Origin of the sequence: Vibrio celticus, from assembly GCF_024347335.1 — a bacterium.
In the GTDB taxonomy this organism is placed as follows: domain Bacteria; phylum Pseudomonadota; class Gammaproteobacteria; order Enterobacterales; family Vibrionaceae; genus Vibrio; species Vibrio celticus.
This window is the reverse complement of the sequence record NZ_AP025463.1, coordinates 853764-876382: the sequence shown is the minus strand read 5'-3', so window position 1 is coordinate 876382 and position 22619 is coordinate 853764. Positions and strand designations below refer to the sequence as shown.

Below are 22619 nucleotides of genomic sequence, written 5' to 3'. Positions count from 1 at the left end.
TAGATAATTTCTAACAGAACACCCTTTATATTATTTTTTTGCTCACATCCGGTTGCTTTTTTTAGCCAGAATGGCAAATTGAATGCAGTTGATTTGGAAATTATTTAAAAGGAAGTTCTATGTGTTCAGTATTTGGCATTCTCGACATTAAAAGTGATGCCGCAGCACTTCGCCCTATTGCTTTAGAAATGTCTAAGAAGCTTCGTCACCGTGGTCCGGACTGGTCTGGTATCTATGCTGGTGAAAAAGCAATCCTTGCTCATGAACGTCTTGCTATTGTTGGCTTGAACAGTGGTGCTCAACCACTATACAGCCAAGACAAAAAGCACATTCTTGCAGTGAACGGTGAAATTTATAACCACAAAGAACTTCGCGCACGCTATGAAGATAAGTACCAGTTCCAGACTGATTCTGACTGTGAAGTTATCCTAGCGCTATACCAAGAGATGGGTGCAGACCTTCTAGAAGAGCTTAACGGTATTTTCGCCTTCGTTTTATACGATGAAGAGAAAGACGAATACCTAGTGGGCCGCGACCATATTGGTATCATCCCGCTTTACCAAGGTTACGATGAGCACGGTAACTACTACGTTGCTTCAGAGATGAAAGCATTGGTTGAAGTATGTAAGACGATCAGTGAATTCCCTCCTGGTAGCTTCTACTCTTCGAAAGATGCGGAACCTCAACGCTACTACATCCGCGATTGGAACGAGTACGCTGCGGTACAAGGCAACAGCACAAGCAAAGAAGAACTGACTGAAGCACTAGAAGCAGCTGTTAAACGCCAACTAATGACTGACGTTCCTTACGGTGTACTTCTATCTGGTGGCCTTGATTCATCAATTACTTCAGCGGTCGCTAAACGCTTTGCGGCAATGCGTATCGAAGATGATGAGCAATCTGAAGCTTGGTGGCCACAACTGCACTCATTCGCTGTTGGCCTTGAAGGCGCACCAGATCTTATCGCTGCTCGTGAAGTTGCGGACAAGATCGGTACCGTGCACCACGAGATGACTTACACTATTCAGGAAGGCTTAGATGCCATCCGCGATGTTATCTACCACATCGAGACTTACGATGTAACGACGATTCGTGCATCAACGCCAATGTACTTGCTTGCTCGTAAGATCAAAGCAATGGGTATCAAAATGGTATTGTCTGGCGAAGGTGCTGATGAGATCTTTGGTGGTTACCTGTACTTCCATAAAGCTCCAAACGCGAAAGAGTTCCACGAAGAGACAGTACGTAAGCTACTTGCTCTAAGCATGTTCGACTGTGCTCGTGCAAACAAATCACTAGCGGCATGGGGTGTTGAAGGCCGTGTACCATTCTTGGATAAAGAGTTCATCGATGTCGCAATGCGTCTAAACCCTGAAGATAAGATGTGTGGTAACGGTAAAATGGAGAAACACATCCTGCGTGAGTGTTTTGAAGACTACCTACCAGATTCAATCGCATGGCGTCAAAAAGAGCAGTTCTCTGATGGTGTTGGCTACGATTGGATTGATACATTGAAAGCAACGGCTGAAGCAAAAGTAACGGATCAACAAATGGAAGCTGCTAAGTTCCGTTTCCCTTACAACACGCCCACAACCAAAGAAGGTTATGCTTACCGTGAAATCTTTGAGGAGCTATTCCCTCTAGAATCTGCGGCAGAGTGTGTACCTGGTGGTCCTTCAGTTGCTTGTTCATCAGCGAAAGCGATTGAGTGGGATGAGTCATTCAAAAACTGTGTCGACCCATCAGGCCGTGCAGTACAAGCCGTTCACAACGATGCTTACAACGCTTAGAGCGTTTTGAACAAATCCTAAAGACTAAAAAAGGCGCATTATGCGCCTTTTGTTTTAAGCCTATTTTTATTACTGCAGTTATGCGCGAGCTTGTAGTGCTTTGTTCTCAATACTGATTGGAACGACTTGGCTGATCATTTTCACCAGCATAATCGATCGAGCCTCACCGTCTTTCTGATCGAAAATAGCTTCAACCCCAGCAAATTGGCCACTCTGAATCTTAACTACCTGTCCAGATTCAAACTCAACACAACAATCTTCCACTTCGTTACTGCAGCACTTCTCAAACTCTTTAAGTTCAAACACCAAGTCTCCTTGGACCTCGTGCGGCAGTGAACCGAACTTAATAAAGTCCACAACGCCACGTGTTGAACGAACGGTCGTGAAGCTAGGACCTTGCTCATAATCGAAGCGAACAAAGATGTAAGACGGAAACAGCGGTTCTTTGACCTGCTTTTCTTTCCCTCTCACCACCTTTTTGACTTCTATTTGAGGGTAAAAGCACTCTACCCCCTGATTCTCTAAGTGCTGCTGAGCGCGTTTTTGATCACCACGCTTACAGTAAAGCAAATACCAACGTTTCATTTAACTAGCCATTTTATATTTTTAGATATTTTACCACATGCCTAAAACGGTTAAATCACCATTAATAAAATGAATCGTTGCTAACGAAAAATAATGCGTAGCAGACCAATTTATCAACAAAAAGTTATAGGTGTCGGAGTGGTTAAGCATTGTACAGAGATCATTTAGAGATCAAAAGACTCATTGTTGTAAGCATATGTATGTCCCACACAATAAGTATAGCATCCTATTTAATATCAAAACAATTCACCAAAGTAATGTGTCTAAAGATTTTCATTCGACACAGATTTAATAAAGGTTATTAACCAACCAGCTCAAATCTGGAAAATTAGTTTGCAGCACATCTAAAATGGGCAACATTAAAAGCAAATCTCTTTAATATCAACATCTTACACAAACCAAGTTGTCGTGACCATAAAATACGTCTATTGCAGACTTTTATCCCACTGTGTATACATGAATGACTATAAAATCTTTTAATACCTAAAATTAGTAAAACTTATGCCAAGCAACCACAACATCTTTGGCCACCCTAGAGGCCTATTTCTACTTTTTAGCACAGAGCTATGGGAACGTTTCTCGTACTATGCGATGCGTGCCATCCTTGTCTTATTTTTGACTGACACTACCCTCAACGGTGGACTGGGTTGGTCAACGAAAGACGCACTCGATCTCTACGGTATTTACACCGGCTTAGTCTACATCACACCATTAATTGGTGGCTGGATTGCCGATAACTACCTGGGTCAGCGTAAATCAATTCTGATTGGCGGTGTATTAATGGCACTTGGCCAATTTACACTGGCTCTACCTAACGGCTTCATCGGTTTAGACCAAGTGAACGCGCTGTACCTTGGTTTAGCACTGCTAATCAGTGGTAACGGTATGTTTAAACCGAACATCTCAACCATGGTTGGCGACCTGTACCAAGAAGGCGATAACCGCCGCGACGGTGCTTTCACCATTTTCTACATGGGCATCAACTTAGGTGCACTTCTTGGTGGCTTAATTTCAGGCGCTGCTGTCGACTCATTTGGTTGGAAAGCAGGTTTCCTAGCCGCTGGTATTGGTATGGTTATTAGCTTGATCATGCAAGTGACAATGGCTCAGTCTTGGTTAGGCAACATCGGTTCTGTGCCTGCTGCTGCTCGAGCGAAAGCACTGAACAAATCTAAAGAAAAAGCGCCACTGACCAAAGAAGAGTTCGACAGACTAAAAGTGATTCTTATCATGGGTCTGTTCGTGATTGTATTCTGGGCGGGCTTTGAACAAGCTGGCGGCCTAATGAACATCTACACTCAACAATATACTGACCGTATGATTGGTGGCTTTGAAGTTCCTGCTGCGTGGTTCCAATCTTTGAACCCATTCTTCATCATTACACTTGCTCCAATCATTGCCGCGTTTTGGGTGAAATTGGGTAAGCGTGAACCCAACTCTCCTGTTAAGTTTGCAATGGCATTGTTCTTCTTAGCACTTGGCTTTGTATGCATGATGGGCGCGGTAATGGAACAAGGCGGCGACCTAACAGTGAAAACATCAATGCTATGGTTAGTCGGTGCTTTCTTCTTCCATACCCTTGGTGAGCTTTGTCTATCTCCTATTGGCCTGTCGTTGGTCACTAAGCTAGCTCCACTTCGTTTAGCATCACTAATGATGGGTGCTTGGTTTGGCTTCAATGCGGTTGCAAACTACGTAGCAGGCCTAGTGGGTTCTCACGTTGGTGAGCTTGGCGCGATGTCTATCTTTGGTGGTATCGCGATTACAGCAACAATTAGTGGCGTATTATTGCTTCTTTGTGCTGGTAAGCTTGTATCCTGGATGCATGGTGTAGAAACCAACATGACGCTTGAAGCAGAGCCAAAAGCTGAGACAGCAGAAACGTCTGTTGCTTAATATCTAGAGCTATTTCAAGAAGAAACTTCAAGTTCAAAAAGGGCTGCTCAATGAGCAGCCCTTTTGTTATTTATGCGATAAGACGTAATCAAGGCTCAGCAGCTGTTAGCGATATAGAGCGACTAACTCTGCCATCATATCGATGTGCGAGTCTCTGTCGTTCAAACACATAATGTAGCTAAAGTCCGAACCACCAGCGTCAATGAAAGTATCTTTACACTGGTCTGAAATCTCTTCTAACGTTTCCAAACAGTCAACCGAAAATGCAGGTGCCATGATGTCGATCTTCTTGATACCTTTGCTTGGCAGTGATTCAAGTGTCTCGTCAGTGTATGGCTTCAACCACTCCTCTCGACCAAATCGCGATTGGTAGGTCATGGTGATGTCTTCTTCAGATAAACCTAGCTCAGCAGCAAGCAGCTTTGTCGTTGCTTCACAATGCTGTGGGTAGATATCGCCTTCATCAGCTAAGCGCTTCGGAATACCGTGGAACGAACAAACCAAGTGATCGGCTCTGCCATTTTGTTCCCAATGGCTACGAACGCTTTCAGCCAATGCTTTGGCATAGCTAGGATGTGAGTAGTAGTCACGAATAAAGCGATAGCTTGGGATAACTGGCATCTGTTTAAAGGCTTTGGTTAAACCATCAGAAACTGCCGCTGTGGTTGTGCCAGAGTACTGAGGATATAAAGGCAGTACGATGATGTCCTCAACGCCCTGGTCCATCAGTTGCTCAACACCAGTCTTAATGCTTGGGTTACCATAGGTCATACCCAGTGCAACCGGCATCTCTAGTTTCTTCTGGAGCTTTTCAGCTTGTCTTTGAGAATACACAAGCAGTGGTGAGCCTTCATCCATCCAGACAGATTGATACAACTTGGCTACTTTGGGTGCTCGAATCGGTAAAATCACCCCGTGCAAGATTGGGCACCAAAGCCAACGGGTTAGGTTTACTACTCGCTTGTCGTGTAAGAATTCACTCAAAAATCGACGAACGCCAGATGGGGTCGCCGAATCTGGTGTTCCTAAGTTCACCAGTAAAACGCCCTGCTTTTTATTATTTTCCATAGATACCTGAGACCAATATGTGATTTTCTGGAAAGTAATATACTAATCTGCATAAGTTTAAGATCATTGCGCCCCAATAAAAGTCTGAATAATCATTCTTCATATGAGATACACAACATCCACTCTCAATTGCTAGCCACTGCCATCGGGTCTGAACCGTTCTGAATCATGTGCAATCAAATTATCTAGATTGGTATCGTACTAAAAACTGAAACAAAAAAAGCGACCCTTAAGGTCGCTTCCAATATATCAAATTCTAAAACTGGCTGTTAGCCAATTATGCTAGTGCTTTCTCAAGTTCTGCACTAACTTCAGCAACTTGCTTAGTACCGTCAAACTTAAGGTACTGAGTGTTGCCTGCTTCAGCTTCTTTACCGTAGTAAGAGATCAGCGGAGCTGTTTGATCGTGGTATACGCCTAGACGTGCACGAACGGTTTCTTCTTTGTCGTCATCACGTACAACTAGCTCTTCGCCAGTTACGTCATCTTTGCCTTCTTCTTTAGGCGGGTTGTACACAGTGTGGTATGTACGGCCTGAAGGAAGGTGAGCACGACGACCAGCCATACGCTCAACAATCACATCGTCAGCTACGTCGAATTCAACAACGTAATCAACAGCGATGCCCATTTCTTTTAGGCCATCAGCTTGTGGGATTGTGCGTGGGAAACCGTCTAGTAGGAAACCTTTCTCACAGTCATCTTGAGCGATACGCTCTTTGATAAGACCAAGGATAATTTCATCAGAAACTAGCTGACCAGCGTCGATTACTGATTTTGCTTGCTTACCAAGCTCAGTACCCGCTTTGATAGCAGCACGTAGCATGTCACCAGTTGAAATTTGAGGGATACCAAATTTGTTCATGATGAAGTTAGCTTGAGTACCTTTACCCGCGCCAGGAGCACCTAGAAGAATGATGCGCATGTTTAATCCTCTTATAAAATTATGATTTATACCGAAGCTCACTATCCCACCTTCCTCGTTCATATTTAAGATAAACAGGAAAAGTTAGTTAACAGCTGAGGTTAAGCAAAACTGTAAACAGAAGCAAAACGGTAAGTTTCGGTATAACGTTTAAAAATCATACAACTGGAAGGAATTGGTTCCTAGCTCCAGCTGATTAGGTCGAGCATTCTATCACATTAATATTCAATTTGGCTGAATTTACGACTAAAGAATGTATCGGCAACATTTGTTGTGACGATAACGGTGACGTTGACCACGTTTAATAGATTTTCAGCGACGTTCATAAAAAAAGCCCGCATTTGCGAGCTTTTTATTACAATTTTTGGCTTAACCTAAAGTCGAAAGACTAACGCTTTGTCAGTAGCTCGTTGATTGCACCCAAGAATTGTGACGGATCTTCCATTGAGCCCTTTTCAGCCAGCATCGCTTGCCCAAGTAGCAACTCAACCCAACGACCAAACGCTTGCTCGTCTGCTTCATCGGCCATTTGTTTAACCAGAGCGTGCTCAGGGTTAATCTCGAAGATGTACTTCACTTCAGGCGCAGCTTGACCAGCAGCTTCAAGAAGCTTAGCCATTTGCGTGCCCATTTCGAAGTCGTCCGTTACTACAACCGCAGGTGTTGTTGCTAGCTTGAAGGTCGTACGAACTTCTTTAACACGACCACCTAGGTAAGATTGAGTGCGCTCTACAACAGACTTGAACTCTTCTTCAGTCTCTTTCTGCTTCTCTTTCTCTTCTTCACCTTCAAACTTGCTTAGATCTAAGCCTGCTTTTGTGATCGATTGGAATTGTTTGCCATCAAAGTCAGTTAGATAGTTCATAACGTACTCATCAATGCGATCGTACATTAGAACCACTTCAATACCTTTCGCTTTGAACTGCTCCAAGTGTGGGCTGTTCTTAGCTGCAGCGTAGCTATCCGCTGTTAGGTAGTAAATCTTATCTTGGCCTTCTTTCATGCGTTCAACGTAAGATTCAAGGCTGATAGTTTGTTCAGCAGAATCCACTTCCGTTGATGAGAAACGAAGTAGACCAGCGATCTTCTCTTTGTTCGCCATGTCTTCAGCTGGGCCTTCTTTCATTACTAGACCAAACTCTTTCCAAAACTCTAGATACTTGTCATTGTCATTCTTCGCCATGCGCTCAAGCATAGTCAGCACACGCTTGGTACATGCGCCACGAAGAGACTGAGTCACCTTGTTGTCTTGCAGGATTTCACGCGACACGTTCAAAGGCAGATCGTTTGAATCAATCAAACCGCGAACAAAACGCATGTAAGATGGCATGAACTGTTCAGCATCATCCATGATGAATACACGTTGCACATAAAGCTTTAAGCCGCTCTTATGGTCACGGTTCATCATATCCCAAGGTGCTTTCGCTGGGATGTAAAGCAGGCTTGTGTAGTCGTTCTTACCTTCAACCTTGTTGTGGCTCCACGTTAGTGGATCAGCGAAATCGTGAGATACGTGCTTGTAGAACTCTTGGTACTCTTCTTTCTCGATATCAGATTTGTTACGAGTCCAAAGCGCTTGCGCCTTGTTAATCTGTTCCCAATGCTTCTCTTCGGTGTCTTTACCTTCGTCATCTTTCACGGCTGTGAAGATAGAAACAGGGATACCGATGTGATCAGAGTACTTACCAATCACTTCACGCAGGCGCCATTCGTTTAAGAACTCCTTACCGTCTTCACGCATATGCAGAATGATGTCAGTACCGCGAGATTCTTTAGTGATGTCTTCGATGGTGTAATCGCCTTCGCCAGCAGAGTGCCATTGAACGGCTTCATTGTTTGCTAGGCCAGCCGCACGAGTGCGAACCGTTACCGCGTCAGCAACGATGAACGCAGAATAGAAACCCACACCAAATTGACCAATCAATTGAGAGTCTTTGCTTTGGTCTTCAGACAGTTTTGAGAAAAAGTCTGCTGTACCTGATTTAGCAATCGTACCTAAATGCTCAATAACGTTGTCACGGCTCATGCCGATACCGTTATCAGAGATCGTTAAGGTATTTGCTTCAGCGTTGAATGAAAGTTTTACACCTAAATCAGCATCGCCTTGGTAAAGGTCACCATTAGATAGGGCTTGAAAACGAAGCTTGTCAGCCGCGTCAGATGCGTTAGAGATCAGCTCACGTAGAAAGATTTCTTTATTTGAATACAGAGAGTGAATCATTAGATGAAGTAGTTGTTTTACTTCAGATTGAAAGCCACGAGTCTCTTTATTTTGCGTTGCCGTTTCGCTCATTTTTACTCCAAAACATCTATACTTTATGTTGAATAATCATAGGGGCGTAACACTTGATGCCACTCTTCTGTTCATTAACATGAGGATGACAAATGTAAATTCAAGGTCAAAAATCATAAAAACACTGTTTTTTTTATCTGTTTTTATTATCCTTGAGCCTGATAAATATAAAAGAACATAAAATAAGCCATGATTTGGTGAAGAATTAACGGAACTTCACCTGAGATTTGTCTATTTCGCCCCCCAAAACAATCCAAAATAGAAGAATTCAATGAGTAATATCGGCACAAAGTTTATTCTCGCACAACGGTTCGTATTCGACCCAAACAGCAATTCACTTGTCGATCAAATGAGCGACGGTGAAGTCGTACGTCTTGGTAGCAATGAAAGCCGCATTCTCTTGATGCTGTCAGAAAGGCCTAATGAAGTTATCACTCGTAATGAATTGCATGAGTATGTTTGGCGAGACCAAGGCTTTGAGGTTGATGACTCAAGCTTAACGCAAGCCGTATCGACTCTGAGAAAGATGCTCAAAGATTCGACTAAATCTCCTGAATTCGTAAAGACAGTACCGAAGCGCGGTTACCAATTTATTGCGACCGTTGAGCGCTCTGCGCCACTGTCATCAAATGATCAGCCAGTAGCCGCTGAAATTGCAGAAAATGACGTTGAGCCTATCCTAACGTTTGCAACGCCTGCAGCGACTGAAGATGCGATCACTGAAACGGTTGAACCTGAGCCAATTACAAAAGTTCAACAAACTAAAGTGGCAGTAGAACCAGCAACCGCTCCTGTTGTAGCTCCGGCTAAAAGCACCAATAAATGGTTAACATTTTGGTTACTGCTTGCCGCTTTCATCATGCCGATTCTCGTTTTAACGTTTACTACCCCGGTGGAGTCCGAGTTCACGATTTTGACTGAAGTGGATGGTGTAAAGGTTCAATCACCGGTTAACCACCCAGACCTCAGCAGTTGGCTGCCAGCAATAGAAAAGTGTGTATTAAGTTACAACACGAATCACACTGGTGTGTTAAAGCCGGCTGAAGTGATCGCTACAGGAGGACAAACCAATAACCTTGCCCTCAACTACATTCACCCGCAAGATTACTCGAGCGAAAATGTAACCCTAAGAATTTACGCAAACCAGTCGGATGTAAACGACATTTGTAACGGTGGTAAGTAACATGAAATTAAAAGTATCGATTATCTTACTGGTTCTATCGGCATTCTTGAGTGGTTGGCTATATTGGAGCAGCAATGCAAAAGTAGAGCGCTTGCTCACTCAGCATGAATGGCAGTCGAGAATGGTGACGCTAATTAGCGATAACAAGCAAGCTGACTCCATCGGCCCGCTTCGTAGAGTTGAACTATCATCGAATGCGAAATACCTACCAAATGGTACATATTTAAGAATGTCAGTGGTGAGACTTTACGGTAATCAAACTGAGCCTGCGAATGTCATCAACATCTCTGAAACGGGTCAGTGGGATATTAACGATAATTACTTACTGGTTTCGCCAACGGAGTTTAAAGATGTGACCTCGGCTCAGCGCCAAGACTTTTCAGAAGAACAGCTAGAGCTGATCACTCAAGTCATTAAGATGGACGCAGAGCAAAGCCGCCGCATAGATATTGTTAACCCGAAGGCACTGCTACTGACTAGCTTAAATCATGGTTCTACCGTATTGTTTTCAAACTAAGATTGGATCGCTATTTACTGTTTATGAATAGCTGAATACCATGAAACGGTAAACCAATAGAAAAAAGGGGCATGAAGCCCCTTTTTTGTTAGCCGTTGGTATCAAATTACGGATGTAGCATTTTAAGGATTAACCATGAAAACGGAACAACCTAATCTGGCGCCAGCGAAAGAAACAGCAGCAAAAGCATCAATCGCCATACATTATTGCCGTCAATGCAATTGGATGCTTCGCTCTAGTTGGTTATGCCAAGAGCTACTGCATACCTTCAGCGAAGAAATTGAACAAGTGAGCTTACACCCAGACACCGGAGGCAGGTTCGAAATCTTTTGTAATGGTGTGCAGATTTGGGAAAGAAAAACAGATGACGGTTTTCCAGAAGCTAAAATTCTGAAGCAAAGAGTGCGAAATATCATTGCTCCAGACAGAGATCTCGGCCACGTAGACTCAAAATAAGCCTTTCACAGCCGATCCAATGATTTAAAGCTGACCACTCACGAGAACATCACCTTCAAGGCTAATGACTTTGAAGGTATTGTTTTCATAGATGCCATAGCTCGCCGCGTGTCCCTCTCGTGGGAACGTCACCGAGCTAGGATTAAAGATAAAGATGTCGTCTTGGTATTCGGCGACAGGAATATGGGTATGACCGTGTGCAATAATATCGCCTGCCTTCAGCGCAGGGCGTTTATTGGTATTGTACAAATGACCATGGGTTAGGAAGATACGTTGGCCTGATTCTAATAGCACCCACGAGTAATCCATCATCATTGGAAAAGACAACAACATCTGATCCACTTCGCTATCGCAGTTACCACGAACGGCAATGATCTCTTGAGAAAACGCATTCAACTTATCTGCAACCGCCGGCGGGTTGTATCCCTCTGGAATCGGGTTTCTTGGACCATGATTCAGAATATCACCCAATAGAACCAAATATTGTGCACCAGAGGCTTGGTATAGCTCTAATACTTTTTCTGTTGCTGGCAGCGAACCGTGTAGGTCTGAAGCAAAGAATAATTTCACACGTACTTCTCCATAAAGTTTATCAGCCTATTGTACGTATCTAAATGCTACACGTCATCTCTCGCCATACCGTTGATTACGATATTATTGTAACTAACCATACCGACTATCTTGTTGTCACAAACGACTGGCGCACGACTAATACCAAAGCGTTCAAATAGGCGAGCGCAGTATTTTACGTTCATCTCAGCAGACACGCTTAGCGCTGGCTTGGTCATGATCTCATAAACATTGGTTCGCTTCGGAGATCGGTTCTTAGCCAGTACTTTCTTGGCAATGTCATTCATCAATACGATGCCGTATTCATCATCTTCGTGGCGCTTATCGACAATGATGGCTTTCACTTTGTGCTTCTTCGCCATCTCTATCGCTTCTAAAACAGTGGTTAGCCCATCGATAATCACGTACGTATTGGCCATGACATCACCTACTCGGATTTTTTCACTGGTACTCATAACTCATCCTCCACAACCTTAGTTAATGTCTCGACTTGATGCGCAACCCCGACTGCGTCTTCGATATCGATCTGCACCGCTATACCTTGTCCTGACTCCTGGTCAAACTCACCGACTTCGCCAATAGTTTCGAGAATATGCCGAGCTAAGTGTTCCTCAACCACAAACAGCAACACATCTTTTTGCACCTCTAACGTTAAGCCAAAGAAGGTGGTTTTTTGGTTTAAACCTTGCCCTCTGGCATTGTTAATCACCGTTGCTCCAGTCGCGCCCGCGTCACGCGCGGCATCGAGCACAGTGTCGGTCTTGCTCTCTTCTACAAACGCTAAGATAAGTTTAAAGCGCATCTTTGCTCTCCTTAGAGGTGTGTAAACGGTTTAACCATTGTGTTATTTGGGCATAGCCCATCACTGAAATGATGGGAAATAAGCTGGCAAAGGCGATCAACCCAAAGCCATCAATGACAGGATTTCTTCCTGGTACGGTTGAAGCGAGTCCAAGCCCGAGCGCGGTCACTAAAGGGACCGTCACCGTTGATGTAGTTACGCCACCCGAGTCGTAGGCCAATGGAATAATGAGTTTTGGGGCGTAAAAGGTTTGAATGACCACGACGACATAACCAAAAATGATGTAGTAATGGATCGGGTCTCCAGCAACAATCCGATAGCTTCCAAGCGAGATACCAATAGCGACACCCAATGCCACGGCGATTCTCAGCCCATTAACACTGATACTGCCGCCCGAGACTTGATTCGCCTTAATTGCCACAGCAATCAACGAAGGCTCGGCGATTGTGGTGCTAAAACCAATACAGAATGCAAAAAGATAAACCCAATAATAGTCAAACCAAACCAACGTAAGGCCAGAGCTGACCTTAAACTCAGTCAGGAAACTTGGCTCGGTCAGTTGCATGGCCATCGTCTCCCCTAAGGGAAACAGTGCAAGTTCCAATCCCATCAAGAAAAGAGACAAACCAAGGATGACGTAAAAGAAACCAATCAGCACCTTAGCTAAATTGTTCACAGGCTTACGTAATACCGCCAACTGAAAACCAAAGATGATCACCGCAATCGGAATTACATCCATCACGGTACCTAAAAAGGTGTCGATAAATTGCTGCACACTGATCATGTCACCACCATCCCATAAACCATGACAAACATCATCGGCAACAACGAAGCAAATGCAATCAATCCAAAGCCATCAATCATAGGATTTCGTCCTTTAATCGACGAGGCTAACCCCACCCCCAGTGCTGTCACCAGTGGAACGGTGATCGTCGATGTTGTCACTCCACCAGAGTCATACGCAATCCCAATAATGTTTTCCGGAGCAAATGCAGTAAGCACCACAACTCCAATATAGCCACCGATGATCATGTACTGAATTGGCCAACCTTTTAAGATTCGCAGCACCCCAAGTAAAATAGCGATACCGACAGACAATGCTACGGTGAAACGCAGACCATCTGCATATTCTTCCATTTCATCTAACGTATTGGGGATGACGCCTCCCTCGGCGGCCACTTCCGCGGCTTCGGCCGCCACTGCGGTTAACGCAGGTTCGGCAATGGTGGTACCAAAACCCAAACAAAAAGCGAAGGTCAATAGCCAGAACACACTGCCCTTTCGCGCAAAAGCTTGAGCCATCGATTCGCCAATCGGGAACAACCCCATTTCAAGGCCAAAGATAAAGAAAGTCAGACCAAACACCACCAGCACTAAGCCAGTTAGAATTGATAACAGATGAGGAAGTGGCTCTTGCAAGACAGCAAGCTGGAAAAAAGCGATCACCGCCACGATCGGCAATAGATCTCTCAGGCTACCTAACATGGCTCGAAACAAAGCAAGCACCGCCGTCATCGCAATTCCTTGTCGCTGATTATGAGTTACTAATAATCATGGCAAATCCTTATCATTCCTTATGTGATAAATATTACGCAGTTGGTAACATATCCGAGTAAAACCCATAAGTGTGATAACGGTATACTTCCTGGCCAAATGAATTTTATTTCACTCATTCTTAAATTTAAAAGGCGTAATTTGGGGATCACACTATTGAAACCAACTGATCGTTATAGTGATTTTTTCGTATTGAATGGCGATTAAAAACAAGCCGTGTCTATAATTATGTTTAATAGGGAGATTGGTATGAAGATATTGTTAACGGGTGGTACTGGATTTATTGGCTCTGAATTGGTCAAGAGTTGGAACACTGACGACGTGACATTGCTGACGCGGAGTCCTGAAAATGCGAAGCAAAACCTAAATCACCTCAACCAGAACAACCTTCATTACATTCAATCCCTTGATGAGCTCAGTGATCTCAATGACTTTGATGTGGTGGTCAACCTCGCGGGTGAACCGATTGCCGATAAGCGTTGGAGTACAGAGCAAAAAGAGAGGATCTGTAACAGTCGCTGGCACATCACTGAAAAGCTGGTCGAACTAATTCATGCCAGTAGCAACCCGCCACACGCTTTTATTAGCGGTTCAGCCGTCGGCTACTATGGAGATCAACAGCAGCACCCGTTTGACGAGTCACTGCAAGTAGAAGATGAAAGCTTTCCTCATAAAGTCTGTGCCCACTGGGAAGAGATAGCCAAGAGAGCACAATCAGAAAGTACACGCGTGATACTACTGCGAACAGGGGTTGTACTCGGCGAGAATGGCGGCGCACTCAAGAAGATGTTATTGCCCTATAAACTCGGCGTCGGTGGTCCACTAGGTTCAGGTGAGCAGTACATGCCATGGATTCACATTCTCGATATGGTGAGAGCCATCAACTACTTGTTGTCTATCCCTCACGCTCAAGGGGAATTCAATATGTGTGCCCCTCACCCTGTGACCAACAAACTGTTCAGCAGCACGTTAGCGAAACAATTAGGCCGACCGCATTTCTTATTCACGCCGAAATGGGCAATGTCGATTCTAATGGGGGAATCATCTTGCTTGCTATTTGACAGCATTCGCTCCAAGCCGAAGAAACTCACTGAGATGGGATTCATCTTTAGTTACTCAAGAATCGAGCCAGCACTAAAAAACTTGTTACAACATCAAGACTAATTCTTTACCCTAGAGCGATAGAGACTCTAATAAAGGATTAAGTGTGAACAAGTCGATTCTTATTACCGGTTGCTCAACAGGTATTGGCTATACATGTGCTCATGCACTTCAAAAGCGTGGTTTTCATGTCATTGCATCTTGTCGTGATCCACAAGATGTTCAACGCCTTCAAGATGAAGGCCTCACCTGTATTCAATTAGATCTTTCCAACCAAGAAAGTATTGAGCATGGCGCCAAGCTTGCTATTGATCTCGCACCTAATGGATTGTATGGATTATTCAATAACGGTGCTTACGGTCAAGCAGGTGCGCTAGAAGACTTACCGACCCAAGGGCTCAGAGAACAATTCGAAACCAACTTCTTTGGTTGGCATCATCTCGTCTGTCAGATCCTTCCGCACATGCGCGAGCGTGGCGAAGGTCGAATCGTACAAAACAGTTCCGTATTAGGTTTTGCAGCCATGAAGTATCGTGGTGCGTATAATGCTTCTAAATTCGCGATTGAGGGTTGGACGGATACCTTACGATTAGAACTGCATGGCAGTAGTATACAGATCTCATTACTGCAACCTGGGCCAATTGAGACTCAATTTAGAACCAACGCCCTGAAAGCGTTCAATAAATGGATCAACATTTCTGACAGCGCTCACCAAGACGCGTACCAGCAACAAAAGGATCGACTCGAAAAAGAATCATCGAATAACGCTTTTGTTCTGCCTCCAGAAAGCTGTATTGAGCCAGTATTCCATGCTCTCACCGCTGACAAACCCAAGCTAAGATACCGAGTTACGACCCCAACTAAAGTGTTCGCGGTATTGAAAAGGATCTTACCGAGTCGCTTGCTAGACCCTATTTTGAGAAAAGCTGCATAAATTGCTAACTTTGAATGCAGAGTCGCAAACTTTAATGTAACGATGTAATTTTTCCGTAACAATAAGATGTCATGATTATCCTATCCCATCAGTTATTCCCAATTGATGGTTCTACTCTGGAAATCTCATGACTTTAAACCGCCTTAATTGGGTAGGTGTGGGTCTGGCTATTACGCTGTTTATACTGTTTTGAGTATCTCACGCAACGCCTCACTGACTACCTCGATGATAACGCTATGCCTTCCATGTTGAGATAACAACTCTATCAACATCGAAGCATGGCGTTTTTCTATTTTTAGCGCTTTTTATCTGAGATAACTGAGTTAGATCTTGAAGTTACCGACTTCTCACCCCATATTTGCAACGTATCCACAAAACAAACCTCAAGGAACGTAAATGCAATCTCCGCATATTGTTGAACTTAATGAGCAGAACTTTCGTCAAGTATTAGAAGGTTCGATGCAGACCCCTGTACTCATCCATTTTTGGGCACCAATGAGCCAAGAGAGCGCCCAAGTCATTCCTGAACTCCAAACATTAACTCAGCAATACAACGGTGCTTTTACTTTGGCCCTACTGAATTGCGAGCAAGAACAAGCGATTGCTAGCCAGTTTGGTGTTCAAGCACTGCCTACGATTGCACTGTTTGTTAACGGTCAACCTGTCGATGGGCTCGGTGGCCCTCAAAGCATAGAAGCGATTGTCGATATGCTAAGTAAGCACCTTCCTAGCCAAGATGAACTTGCTTTGCGTCAAGCGCTTGAGCAAATGCAAACTGGCGAGCACACACAGGCACTAGCAGCAATGCAGCAACTTCCAGCAGAGCTGACGAATAAAGGTGAAGTAAAACTGGCGATCGCAGAGTGTTTGTTAGAAACGCAACAATTTGACCTTGCTGAAGCTCAGCTAGCAACTATCCCTCTTGAGTACCAAGACAACTACTACAAAGGCTTAGTTGCAAAGCTTGAACTTCATAAACAAGCAGCAGACAGCCCTGAGATTCAAGCCCTAGAATCCGCTCTTCAGCAAAACCCAAGCGATGCTAAAACGGCCTCTGAATTAGCACTGCAATACCACCAAGTGAACCGTAGCGAAGAAGCAATGGATCTACTGTGGTCTTTCCTAGCAAAAGATCTTAATACTCTCGATGGTGACATGAAGAAAGAATTCATGGATATCTTGAGTGCGCTTGGACAAGGTAACGCGGTTGCGAGTAAATACCGTCGACAGTTGTACTCTCTGCTTTACTAGTCAGGTTCTGTAACAGCTGAGTCGTAAGTTAACTATCAAATCTAAATTCAAGCAAATCCACCTATTAGATTTTCGAATGTAAAACATCACAATGGGCCATAAAATCAATGTTTTATGGCCCATTTCTCATTTATAAATTTGCCCCACCTTTAAATATGCGCCAGTATGAGTAATAAACATTCAAAAACTTAAACTTGCAAAGGACTTTGTATGCCTATTGATACCTTGATTACTATTGGCGTCTTTACTGCCGTCGCACTGTTATTTATTTTCGCCGGCGTAAAAACCGTTCCACAAGGCAACAACTGGACCGTTGAACGCTTCGGACGATACACACATACTCTCAAACCGGGTCTTAACTTAATCATTCCATTTATTGATAAAGTTGGACAGCGCATCAGCATGATGGAGCGTGTACTCGACATCCCAGCACAAGAAGTCATCTCTAAAGACAACGCGAACGTCGTTATTGATGCGGTGTGTTTTGTTCAGGTTATCGACGCCCCTAAAGCAGCTTATGAAGTAAATGACCTTGAGCACGCGATCCGTAACTTAACCCTCACCAATATCCGTACTGTACTTGGCTCGATGGAGCTGGATGAAATGCTCAGCCAACGTGACATGATCAATACCAAATTGCTTAACATCGTTGATGAAGCAACTAATCCTTGGGGCGTAAAAGTTACGCGTATTGAGATTAAAGACGTACAACCGCCAGCCGATCTTACCGCTGCAATGAATGCTCAGATGAAGGCAGAACGAAACAAACGTGCTGATATCTTAGAAGCAGAAGGCGTAAGACAAGCAGAGATCCTAAAAGCAGAAGGTCACAAGCAGTCAGAAATCCTGAAAGCGGAAGGTGAAAAACAAGCTGCAATACTTCAAGCCGAAGCTCGTGAACGTGCTGCAGAAGCAGAAGCGAAAGCGACAGAAATGGTATCGACGGCGATTGCTCAAGGCGACATGCAAGCTGTAAATTACTTTATTGCACAAGGCTACACCGACGCACTGAAATCAATTGGCCAAGCAGAAAACGGCAAGATCATCATGCTACCGCTTGAAGCAACAGGCCTAATGGGTTCTGTGGCTGGTATTGCAGAGATGTTTGCACATAAGAATGACAAAGGTAGTAAGGACTAACTTATGGTCGAATTACTAGAACAAGTAAACCACTGGCACTGGCTGGCATTTGGTCTAGCACTGCTTGCACTTGAACTGGTTGGAACCGCTGGTTACTTTTTATGGATAGGCATATCTGCCATGTTGGTCGGTGCACTTTTGGGTGCTCTACCAATTGGTTGGCAGATGCAATGGCTGTCCTTTGCAAGCTTCTCACTTATCACGACTTGGTTGTGGTGGAGAAGACAACTCTCGAATGACAAGCAATCGGATGCAGGGCGAGAGTTAAACCAAAGAGAAAAGCAATTGGTAGGTCAAACCGTTATTCTAAGTGAAGACGTAAAGAAAGGTAGCTGTCGAATCAAGTTCGGTGACTCTTCTTGGTCTGCAAAGGCGAGTCAAGATATTCCATCTGGCACCGAAATTAAGATTGTCGCTTTAGACGGAATAGTTCTAATAATAGAACCTTTATAATCAAGTGCTATCGGTGTTTTTCAAGGTAGTTGTCATCATTTGCTTACTTATTAAGCAGCTTCTCTTTCTGGATTTAGGTGAACGTCACCAACAGGCGCACAGTTCCTGATATCACCAGACCACCGCTCAGGCTTTCGCTGTTTTGCAGCGAGCAATACCTCTACACGACGCTTCAAGATCTCTTTATCTTTTCCATTGTGACGCTCTGAAGGCGTGACGTAATTTAGCTGACTGTGCTTGTGCTCGGTGTTGTACCAGCGTACGAAGGCTTCAACCCAACTTCGGCTACTATCGATTGTTTCAAAGCCCTTTGTTGGCCAGCTTGGCATGTACTTTACCGTGCGGAACAATGACTCAACATACGGGTTATCATCACTGACTCTTGGGCGACTATACGATGAAGTAATACCTAACTCTTCCATTTTGGCTTTGAACGTCAACGACTTCATCGGCGCACCATTATCGGAGTGAAGAACCAGCGCTTGATTGAAGCACTGCTCTCGCATCAACGTTCGTTGCAGAAGTTGTGACGCCAGCTCACCGCATTCATGCTCATACACTTCATAACCAACAATTTTTCGACTGTAGATGTCCTCAATGACATACAGGTAATAATGTTGGCCTCGAACTTTTGAAGGTAAGTAAGTGATATCCCACGTATAGACTTGGTTCGAGTCCGTCGCTGTGTAACTGGTTGGCTTCGCTTGCTTCTGTCTGCTCCGCTGACGACCTCGTTTGTGAAGTTGCCCTGCGTACTCAACACTCGGTAGTAGCTCGACTCAGAGGCGATATACTCACCTCTATCAAGCAGTGTCGGGACGATTTGAGTTGGAGGCAAGCTTGCGAACTCAGAGCGGTTACACACCTCGATTATCGCATCACGCTCTTCCTGCGACAGCTTGTTAGCAGGCTCAGGTCTGAGGCATATTGGCCTTTTGTCAGCTTGAACTTCACCTTGCTGATACCAGCGACGATACGTTCTCAAGTCGATTTGAACTTCATGGCAAGCTGGCTCTAAACGACATCCGCATTGCTTCGCTTCAAGGATAAGAGTCACTATGGTCTGCCTTTCATCGGTTGAGGTTAGTCGTCCTCTGGCTCTTCCCGTAAAGGCTCTCAGCTTTTTCTTAGTACCAAGAGAGCGGCCGTTTCAGCGAGTGCTTTTTCTTTGAGTCGTAAATCTTTCTTCAACTCTTTGATTTCAAGTTTGTCAGCTTTAGCCTGCTTCTTTGCTTCAGCTTCCTGCTCTTTACTCGACTTAAACCCTTGCATACAATCGCTGCGCCAGCTTTGGATTTGCTCTGGAAAAAGACCTTTTTCACGACAATATTGGCTGAGTTCACTTTCTGTCATTGAGTAGGTTTCAGCGACGATGGCGAGTTTAGTTTGAGCAGACCACTGCTCTGATGAAGTGTTGCTATTTGGCACTGCGGCTCCTGAACGTCTGAGTTGCTTGCGCCAATGATACAGGGTCGCAGTGCTAATTCCTTCCTCTTCCGACACTTCTTTAACTGACATTGAATATGGAGGCAACAGCTTCTTCAATATAGCTTCTTTTCTTTCTACTGAGATACGAGACACAATTACTCTTTATCGCCCAAACTGGTTAAATTTTAACAGTGACAACTACCCTGCCAGATAGGGCTATATGGGGCCTGCATTTTCAATAAATGCAGGTTTTTTCTATTTTTGAACCTTAATAATATTCGAATTATCATTGCGATAGATTGAATTGAAAAAAAATAAGTTCTTATTTCGTAAAGCTAAAAAGTTTGATTAAGCTAAAAAGGCATCATAGACTGAACCTTAAGCATTAAGACCAGCATAAATCCCGTCTAACGTGATGTTTTTCTTTGACTTCCTCTGGGCGGACTTTTGTGCGTTCTTAAATATATAGCTAGAGGCCCATTCCAGTTTATTGCCTATTTCTGACCATGCCTTGTGGCTGATACATTCAAATATGGGCAACAGCCACACATCCACATTTTTTGCCGCCTTAAACAGCGAGACCGATGGCATTATCTGAAGCGCAGTACTGCGCCTGATGATCAGCGAGAGTAAACTGGCCCAGATAAGCCCATCAACGATGGCCTTTTGTGCGGTGACAAATCGTTGCCAGTTTGTGTGAGATTTTAATTCTTTAAAAAGCAACTCCACCTGCCATCGACAGCGGTAGATCGCCATTATGTCATCAGCAGTATAGGTACCTGAAGGCAAGTTAGTTAACCAAATACAGAATCGCTTTTCTTCTGCAAACCAACGTCTTACCACTCTAAATTCTTGCTTACCACTACGAACTTTAAGGTCGAGTACCTGTGAGCGATTAGTACCTCGAGTGATGTCTTTGAGCTTCTTTCCTTCTAGTTTAGATAAATGCCGGCCCTGACCGTTTCTCGCTTCTATAACATGAGGATTCAGGGACTTTGCTCCTCGAAAATATAGAAACCACCATACAGTTCAAGCTCAGTAAAGAATTGGAAGTCAGGGTACCCTGCGTCAGCCAACAACAATTTGTTACTCATTGTTTTGGGGCGGGCAAAAGTCTCTTTCTGATGCTGTATCAGCGCTGATGCTCATTGCGACTGGAGAAAAGCTTTTTAAAGACATTGTCATATGGCATTCAACTGCGGCTGGATTGCGTTTAAATCGGCTCGGGTAAACGTTCGAAAGGTCACGATGAATGTGGAAAGAGCTACCATCTTGAAGCAGCACATCATCAAAGGTGGCGAGTTTATCTGGTAGGTTGGCACTCTGCTGGCGAGCAAACTGAGCTATCGCTCGCATGGCCAATTGGCGCATGAATATCGGAAATTCTTCTTTTCTTAACTGGTTATGGTAGGGCTTATAAGCCACAGTATCTTTAGCGCTTAAGCACATCCCATTGAATTGCCTTAGTAAATCGGCAATAGATGAGCAGTTTCCTTTGCTCAAAGCGGCCACTAGGCTTACTACTAGCTGGTCGGGTAAGATAGCCCGACATCGCTTCATAAGTCCTGTACTTTTCGCCATTTTTTGAAGGCTATCAGCATTAAAGAATTGCTTAAACTGCTTTTGTAGGGAGATAATCGTCATCGGCTTCACGGTTGATATGGGTGGTTTGTTTGGCGACGATTATCTGATCATAAATGAAGCCTTTTTTCTATCTAAATAAATAGCTTAGAGCTTAAGATCCTGTCTATGAAAAAGGCATAAGAAAGCCAGATTTCTTACCCAAGATATATATGAATAATTAGCCTGACTCTCGCTTAATTATAATTATTAAAAATGTTAAGTCCGTCCAACTGCGTATTTCGGTGATTGCGATCGCTCGTTTCGGTTTATTCCGATCACCTGATCCTACCGTTTTTCCCTCTTCTTATTTTTACTCTAAGTGATCGGATTGCGCCAGTTTTCTCATTGACTCACCTCCCAGTTCTATTCTATGACTATTGTGTACTAGCCGATCCATTAGCGCGTCCGCGACGGTGGCGTTGCCGATCATGTTGTACCACTCCCTTACAGGTAACTGGCTGATGACGATTGTGCTGCTGTTTTGATAACGCTCTTCCAGCACTTCTAATAAGTGACCCGCATGCTCTTGAGTGAGTTTTTCCATCCCCCAGTCGTCGAGGATCAGTAAGGCTTTCTTAGCCAGCGATTGGAGTTGCTTTTGATAGCTACCATCCAGACGACCAGCGGTCAGGTCGTCAAGCAAGCGAGTTAATCGGTAGTACTTAACCGTTTGTTGTTGGTCACAGGCGCTGGTTGCCAGTGCGCAGGCAAGATACGTTTTGCCTGCGCCTGTTGGGCCTGTAACCAAGATGTTCTGGTGTTTGTATAGATAACTGCCCGTCAGAAGTTCGCTCATCTGTTTACGATTGAGGTTTCGTCCCTCCTTATAGATAAGTTGGCTCGGCTGCGCATCTACTCTCAGCTTGGCTTGTCGTTTTAAGCGTTGGATTTTGCTCTGATTGCGATTCAAGATCTCGCTTTCCAGAAGTAGGCTTAGCCTTTCCTCGAAGTCCAGTTCTGCGTAGGTGGTCAGTTGCTCTTGCTGCTGCTCTAATGCTTTCGCTGCATGGCTCAAGCGTAGGGTTTTGAGTTGGTCGTTCAGTGCATTCATAT

20 protein-coding genes and 2 pseudogenes are annotated in these 22619 nt (G+C 44.2%); 10 read left to right on the top strand and 12 right to left on the bottom strand.

Annotation, left to right across the window (positions count from 1 at the left end; all coding sequences use genetic code 11):
- Positions 1 to 119: 119 nt before the first annotated feature.
- Positions 120 to 1790: an asparagine synthase B gene (gene asnB / locus OCV19_RS04185; RefSeq protein WP_017062196.1), complete on the top strand. Its 1671-nt coding sequence runs from the start codon at positions 120 to 122 to the stop codon at positions 1788 to 1790.
- A gap of 78 nt (positions 1791 to 1868) precedes the next feature.
- On the opposite strand, the gene rfaH is transcribed toward asnB, so the two are convergent.
- Positions 1869 to 2375, bottom strand: a complete 507-nt coding sequence (gene rfaH / locus OCV19_RS04180; RefSeq protein WP_065675884.1) for a transcription/translation regulatory transformer protein RfaH — start codon at positions 2373 to 2375, stop codon at positions 1869 to 1871.
- A gap of 501 nt (positions 2376 to 2876) precedes the next feature.
- Between rfaH and OCV19_RS04175 the strand changes: the two genes are divergently transcribed.
- Entirely contained in the window at positions 2877 to 4271 is a 1395-nt protein-coding gene (locus OCV19_RS04175; RefSeq protein ID WP_065675883.1) for a peptide MFS transporter, read from the top strand.
- 105 nt (positions 4272 to 4376) lie between these two features.
- Here OCV19_RS04175 and hemH read toward each other — a convergent pair whose 3' ends face one another.
- The 3 genes from hemH to htpG all read right to left on the bottom strand — a co-directional run bounded on the left by hemH (position 4377) and on the right by htpG (position 8554).
- A complete protein-coding gene (gene hemH, locus OCV19_RS04170) occupies positions 4377 to 5339 on the bottom strand; it encodes a ferrochelatase (RefSeq protein ID WP_065675882.1) in 963 nt (320 codons plus the stop codon).
- Positions 5340 to 5616: 277 nt separating this feature from the next.
- Positions 5617 to 6261 carry an adenylate kinase gene (adk, locus tag OCV19_RS04165; RefSeq protein ID WP_048660860.1) on the bottom strand — a complete coding sequence of 215 codons (645 nt, stop codon included), beginning with the start codon at positions 6259 to 6261 and terminating at the stop codon, positions 5617 to 5619.
- Between the two features lie 388 nt (positions 6262 to 6649).
- On the bottom strand, positions 6650 to 8554 hold the full coding sequence (gene htpG, locus OCV19_RS04160) for a molecular chaperone HtpG (RefSeq protein WP_065675881.1): 1905 nt from the start codon (positions 8552 to 8554) through the stop codon (positions 6650 to 6652).
- A 271-nt stretch (positions 8555 to 8825) separates the two neighbouring features.
- Here htpG and OCV19_RS04155 point away from each other — a divergent pair, with 271 nt between their 5' ends.
- From OCV19_RS04155 to OCV19_RS04145, 3 genes are all read left to right on the top strand, one after another.
- Positions 8826 to 9737: a transcriptional regulator gene (locus OCV19_RS04155; protein ID WP_065675880.1), complete on the top strand. Its 912-nt coding sequence runs from the start codon at positions 8826 to 8828 to the stop codon at positions 9735 to 9737.
- Between the two features lies 1 nt (position 9738).
- Positions 9739 to 10254 (top strand): regulatory protein ToxS, encoded by a 516-nt coding sequence (locus OCV19_RS04150; protein WP_017063402.1) that lies wholly within the window; start codon positions 9739 to 9741, stop codon positions 10252 to 10254.
- Between the two features lie 135 nt (positions 10255 to 10389).
- Entirely contained in the window at positions 10390 to 10710 is a 321-nt protein-coding gene (locus tag OCV19_RS04145; protein WP_065675879.1) for a SelT/SelW/SelH family protein, read from the top strand.
- Between the two features lie 24 nt (positions 10711 to 10734).
- On the opposite strand, the gene yfcE is transcribed toward OCV19_RS04145, so the two are convergent.
- Genes yfcE through OCV19_RS04120 form a run of 5 tightly spaced genes read right to left on the bottom strand, consistent with a single transcriptional unit; the run spans position 10735 to position 13597 of the window.
- Positions 10735 to 11280 (bottom strand): phosphodiesterase, encoded by a 546-nt coding sequence (yfcE, locus tag OCV19_RS04140; RefSeq protein WP_017068995.1) that lies wholly within the window; start codon positions 11278 to 11280, stop codon positions 10735 to 10737.
- A gap of 47 nt (positions 11281 to 11327) precedes the next feature.
- A complete protein-coding gene (locus tag OCV19_RS04135) occupies positions 11328 to 11735 on the bottom strand; it encodes a CBS domain-containing protein (protein WP_065675878.1) in 408 nt (135 codons plus the stop codon).
- On the bottom strand, positions 11732 to 12082 hold the full coding sequence (locus tag OCV19_RS04130) for a P-II family nitrogen regulator (RefSeq protein WP_017062207.1): 351 nt from the start codon (positions 12080 to 12082) through the stop codon (positions 11732 to 11734). Before OCV19_RS04130 ends, OCV19_RS04135 begins: the two co-directional genes overlap by 4 nt.
- On the bottom strand, positions 12072 to 12866 hold the full coding sequence (locus OCV19_RS04125) for a DUF1538 domain-containing protein (RefSeq protein ID WP_065675877.1): 795 nt from the start codon (positions 12864 to 12866) through the stop codon (positions 12072 to 12074). Before OCV19_RS04125 ends, OCV19_RS04130 begins: the two co-directional genes overlap by 11 nt.
- Positions 12863 to 13597 carry a DUF1538 domain-containing protein gene (locus OCV19_RS04120; protein WP_065675876.1) on the bottom strand — a complete coding sequence of 245 codons (735 nt, stop codon included), beginning with the start codon at positions 13595 to 13597 and terminating at the stop codon, positions 12863 to 12865. The genes OCV19_RS04125 and OCV19_RS04120 overlap by 4 nt, the downstream gene beginning before the upstream one ends.
- Before the next feature lie 288 nt (positions 13598 to 13885).
- On the opposite strand from OCV19_RS04120, the gene OCV19_RS04115 reads away from it, so the two are divergent.
- From OCV19_RS04115 to OCV19_RS04095, 5 genes are all read left to right on the top strand, one after another.
- A complete protein-coding gene (locus tag OCV19_RS04115; RefSeq protein ID WP_065675875.1) occupies positions 13886 to 14800 on the top strand; it encodes a TIGR01777 family oxidoreductase in 915 nt (304 codons plus the stop codon).
- A 43-nt stretch (positions 14801 to 14843) separates the two neighbouring features.
- Positions 14844 to 15671 (top strand): SDR family oxidoreductase, encoded by an 828-nt coding sequence (locus OCV19_RS04110; RefSeq protein WP_061038750.1) that lies wholly within the window; start codon positions 14844 to 14846, stop codon positions 15669 to 15671.
- Positions 15672 to 16067: 396 nt separating this feature from the next.
- Positions 16068 to 16922: a co-chaperone YbbN gene (locus OCV19_RS04105; RefSeq protein WP_065675874.1), complete on the top strand. Its 855-nt coding sequence runs from the start codon at positions 16068 to 16070 to the stop codon at positions 16920 to 16922.
- Positions 16923 to 17132: 210 nt separating this feature from the next.
- Entirely contained in the window at positions 17133 to 18062 is a 930-nt protein-coding gene (locus OCV19_RS04100; RefSeq protein ID WP_017063395.1) for an SPFH domain-containing protein, read from the top strand.
- 3 nt (positions 18063 to 18065) lie between these two features.
- Entirely contained in the window at positions 18066 to 18515 is a 450-nt protein-coding gene (locus tag OCV19_RS04095; protein ID WP_048660872.1) for an NfeD family protein, read from the top strand.
- Between the two features lie 50 nt (positions 18516 to 18565).
- Here OCV19_RS04095 and OCV19_RS04090 read toward each other — a convergent pair.
- From OCV19_RS04090 to istB, 3 genes and pseudogenes are all read right to left on the bottom strand, one after another.
- Positions 18566 to 20096, bottom strand: a pseudogene (locus OCV19_RS04090) (IS3 family transposase).
- A gap of 225 nt (positions 20097 to 20321) precedes the next feature.
- Positions 20322 to 21587: pseudogene (locus OCV19_RS04085) on the bottom strand (IS4 family transposase).
- A gap of 289 nt (positions 21588 to 21876) precedes the next feature.
- Entirely contained in the window at positions 21877 to 22617 is a 741-nt protein-coding gene (gene istB / locus OCV19_RS04080) for an IS21-like element ISVch3 family helper ATPase IstB (protein ID WP_065677598.1), read from the bottom strand.
- Positions 22618 to 22619: the final 2 nt, after the last annotated feature.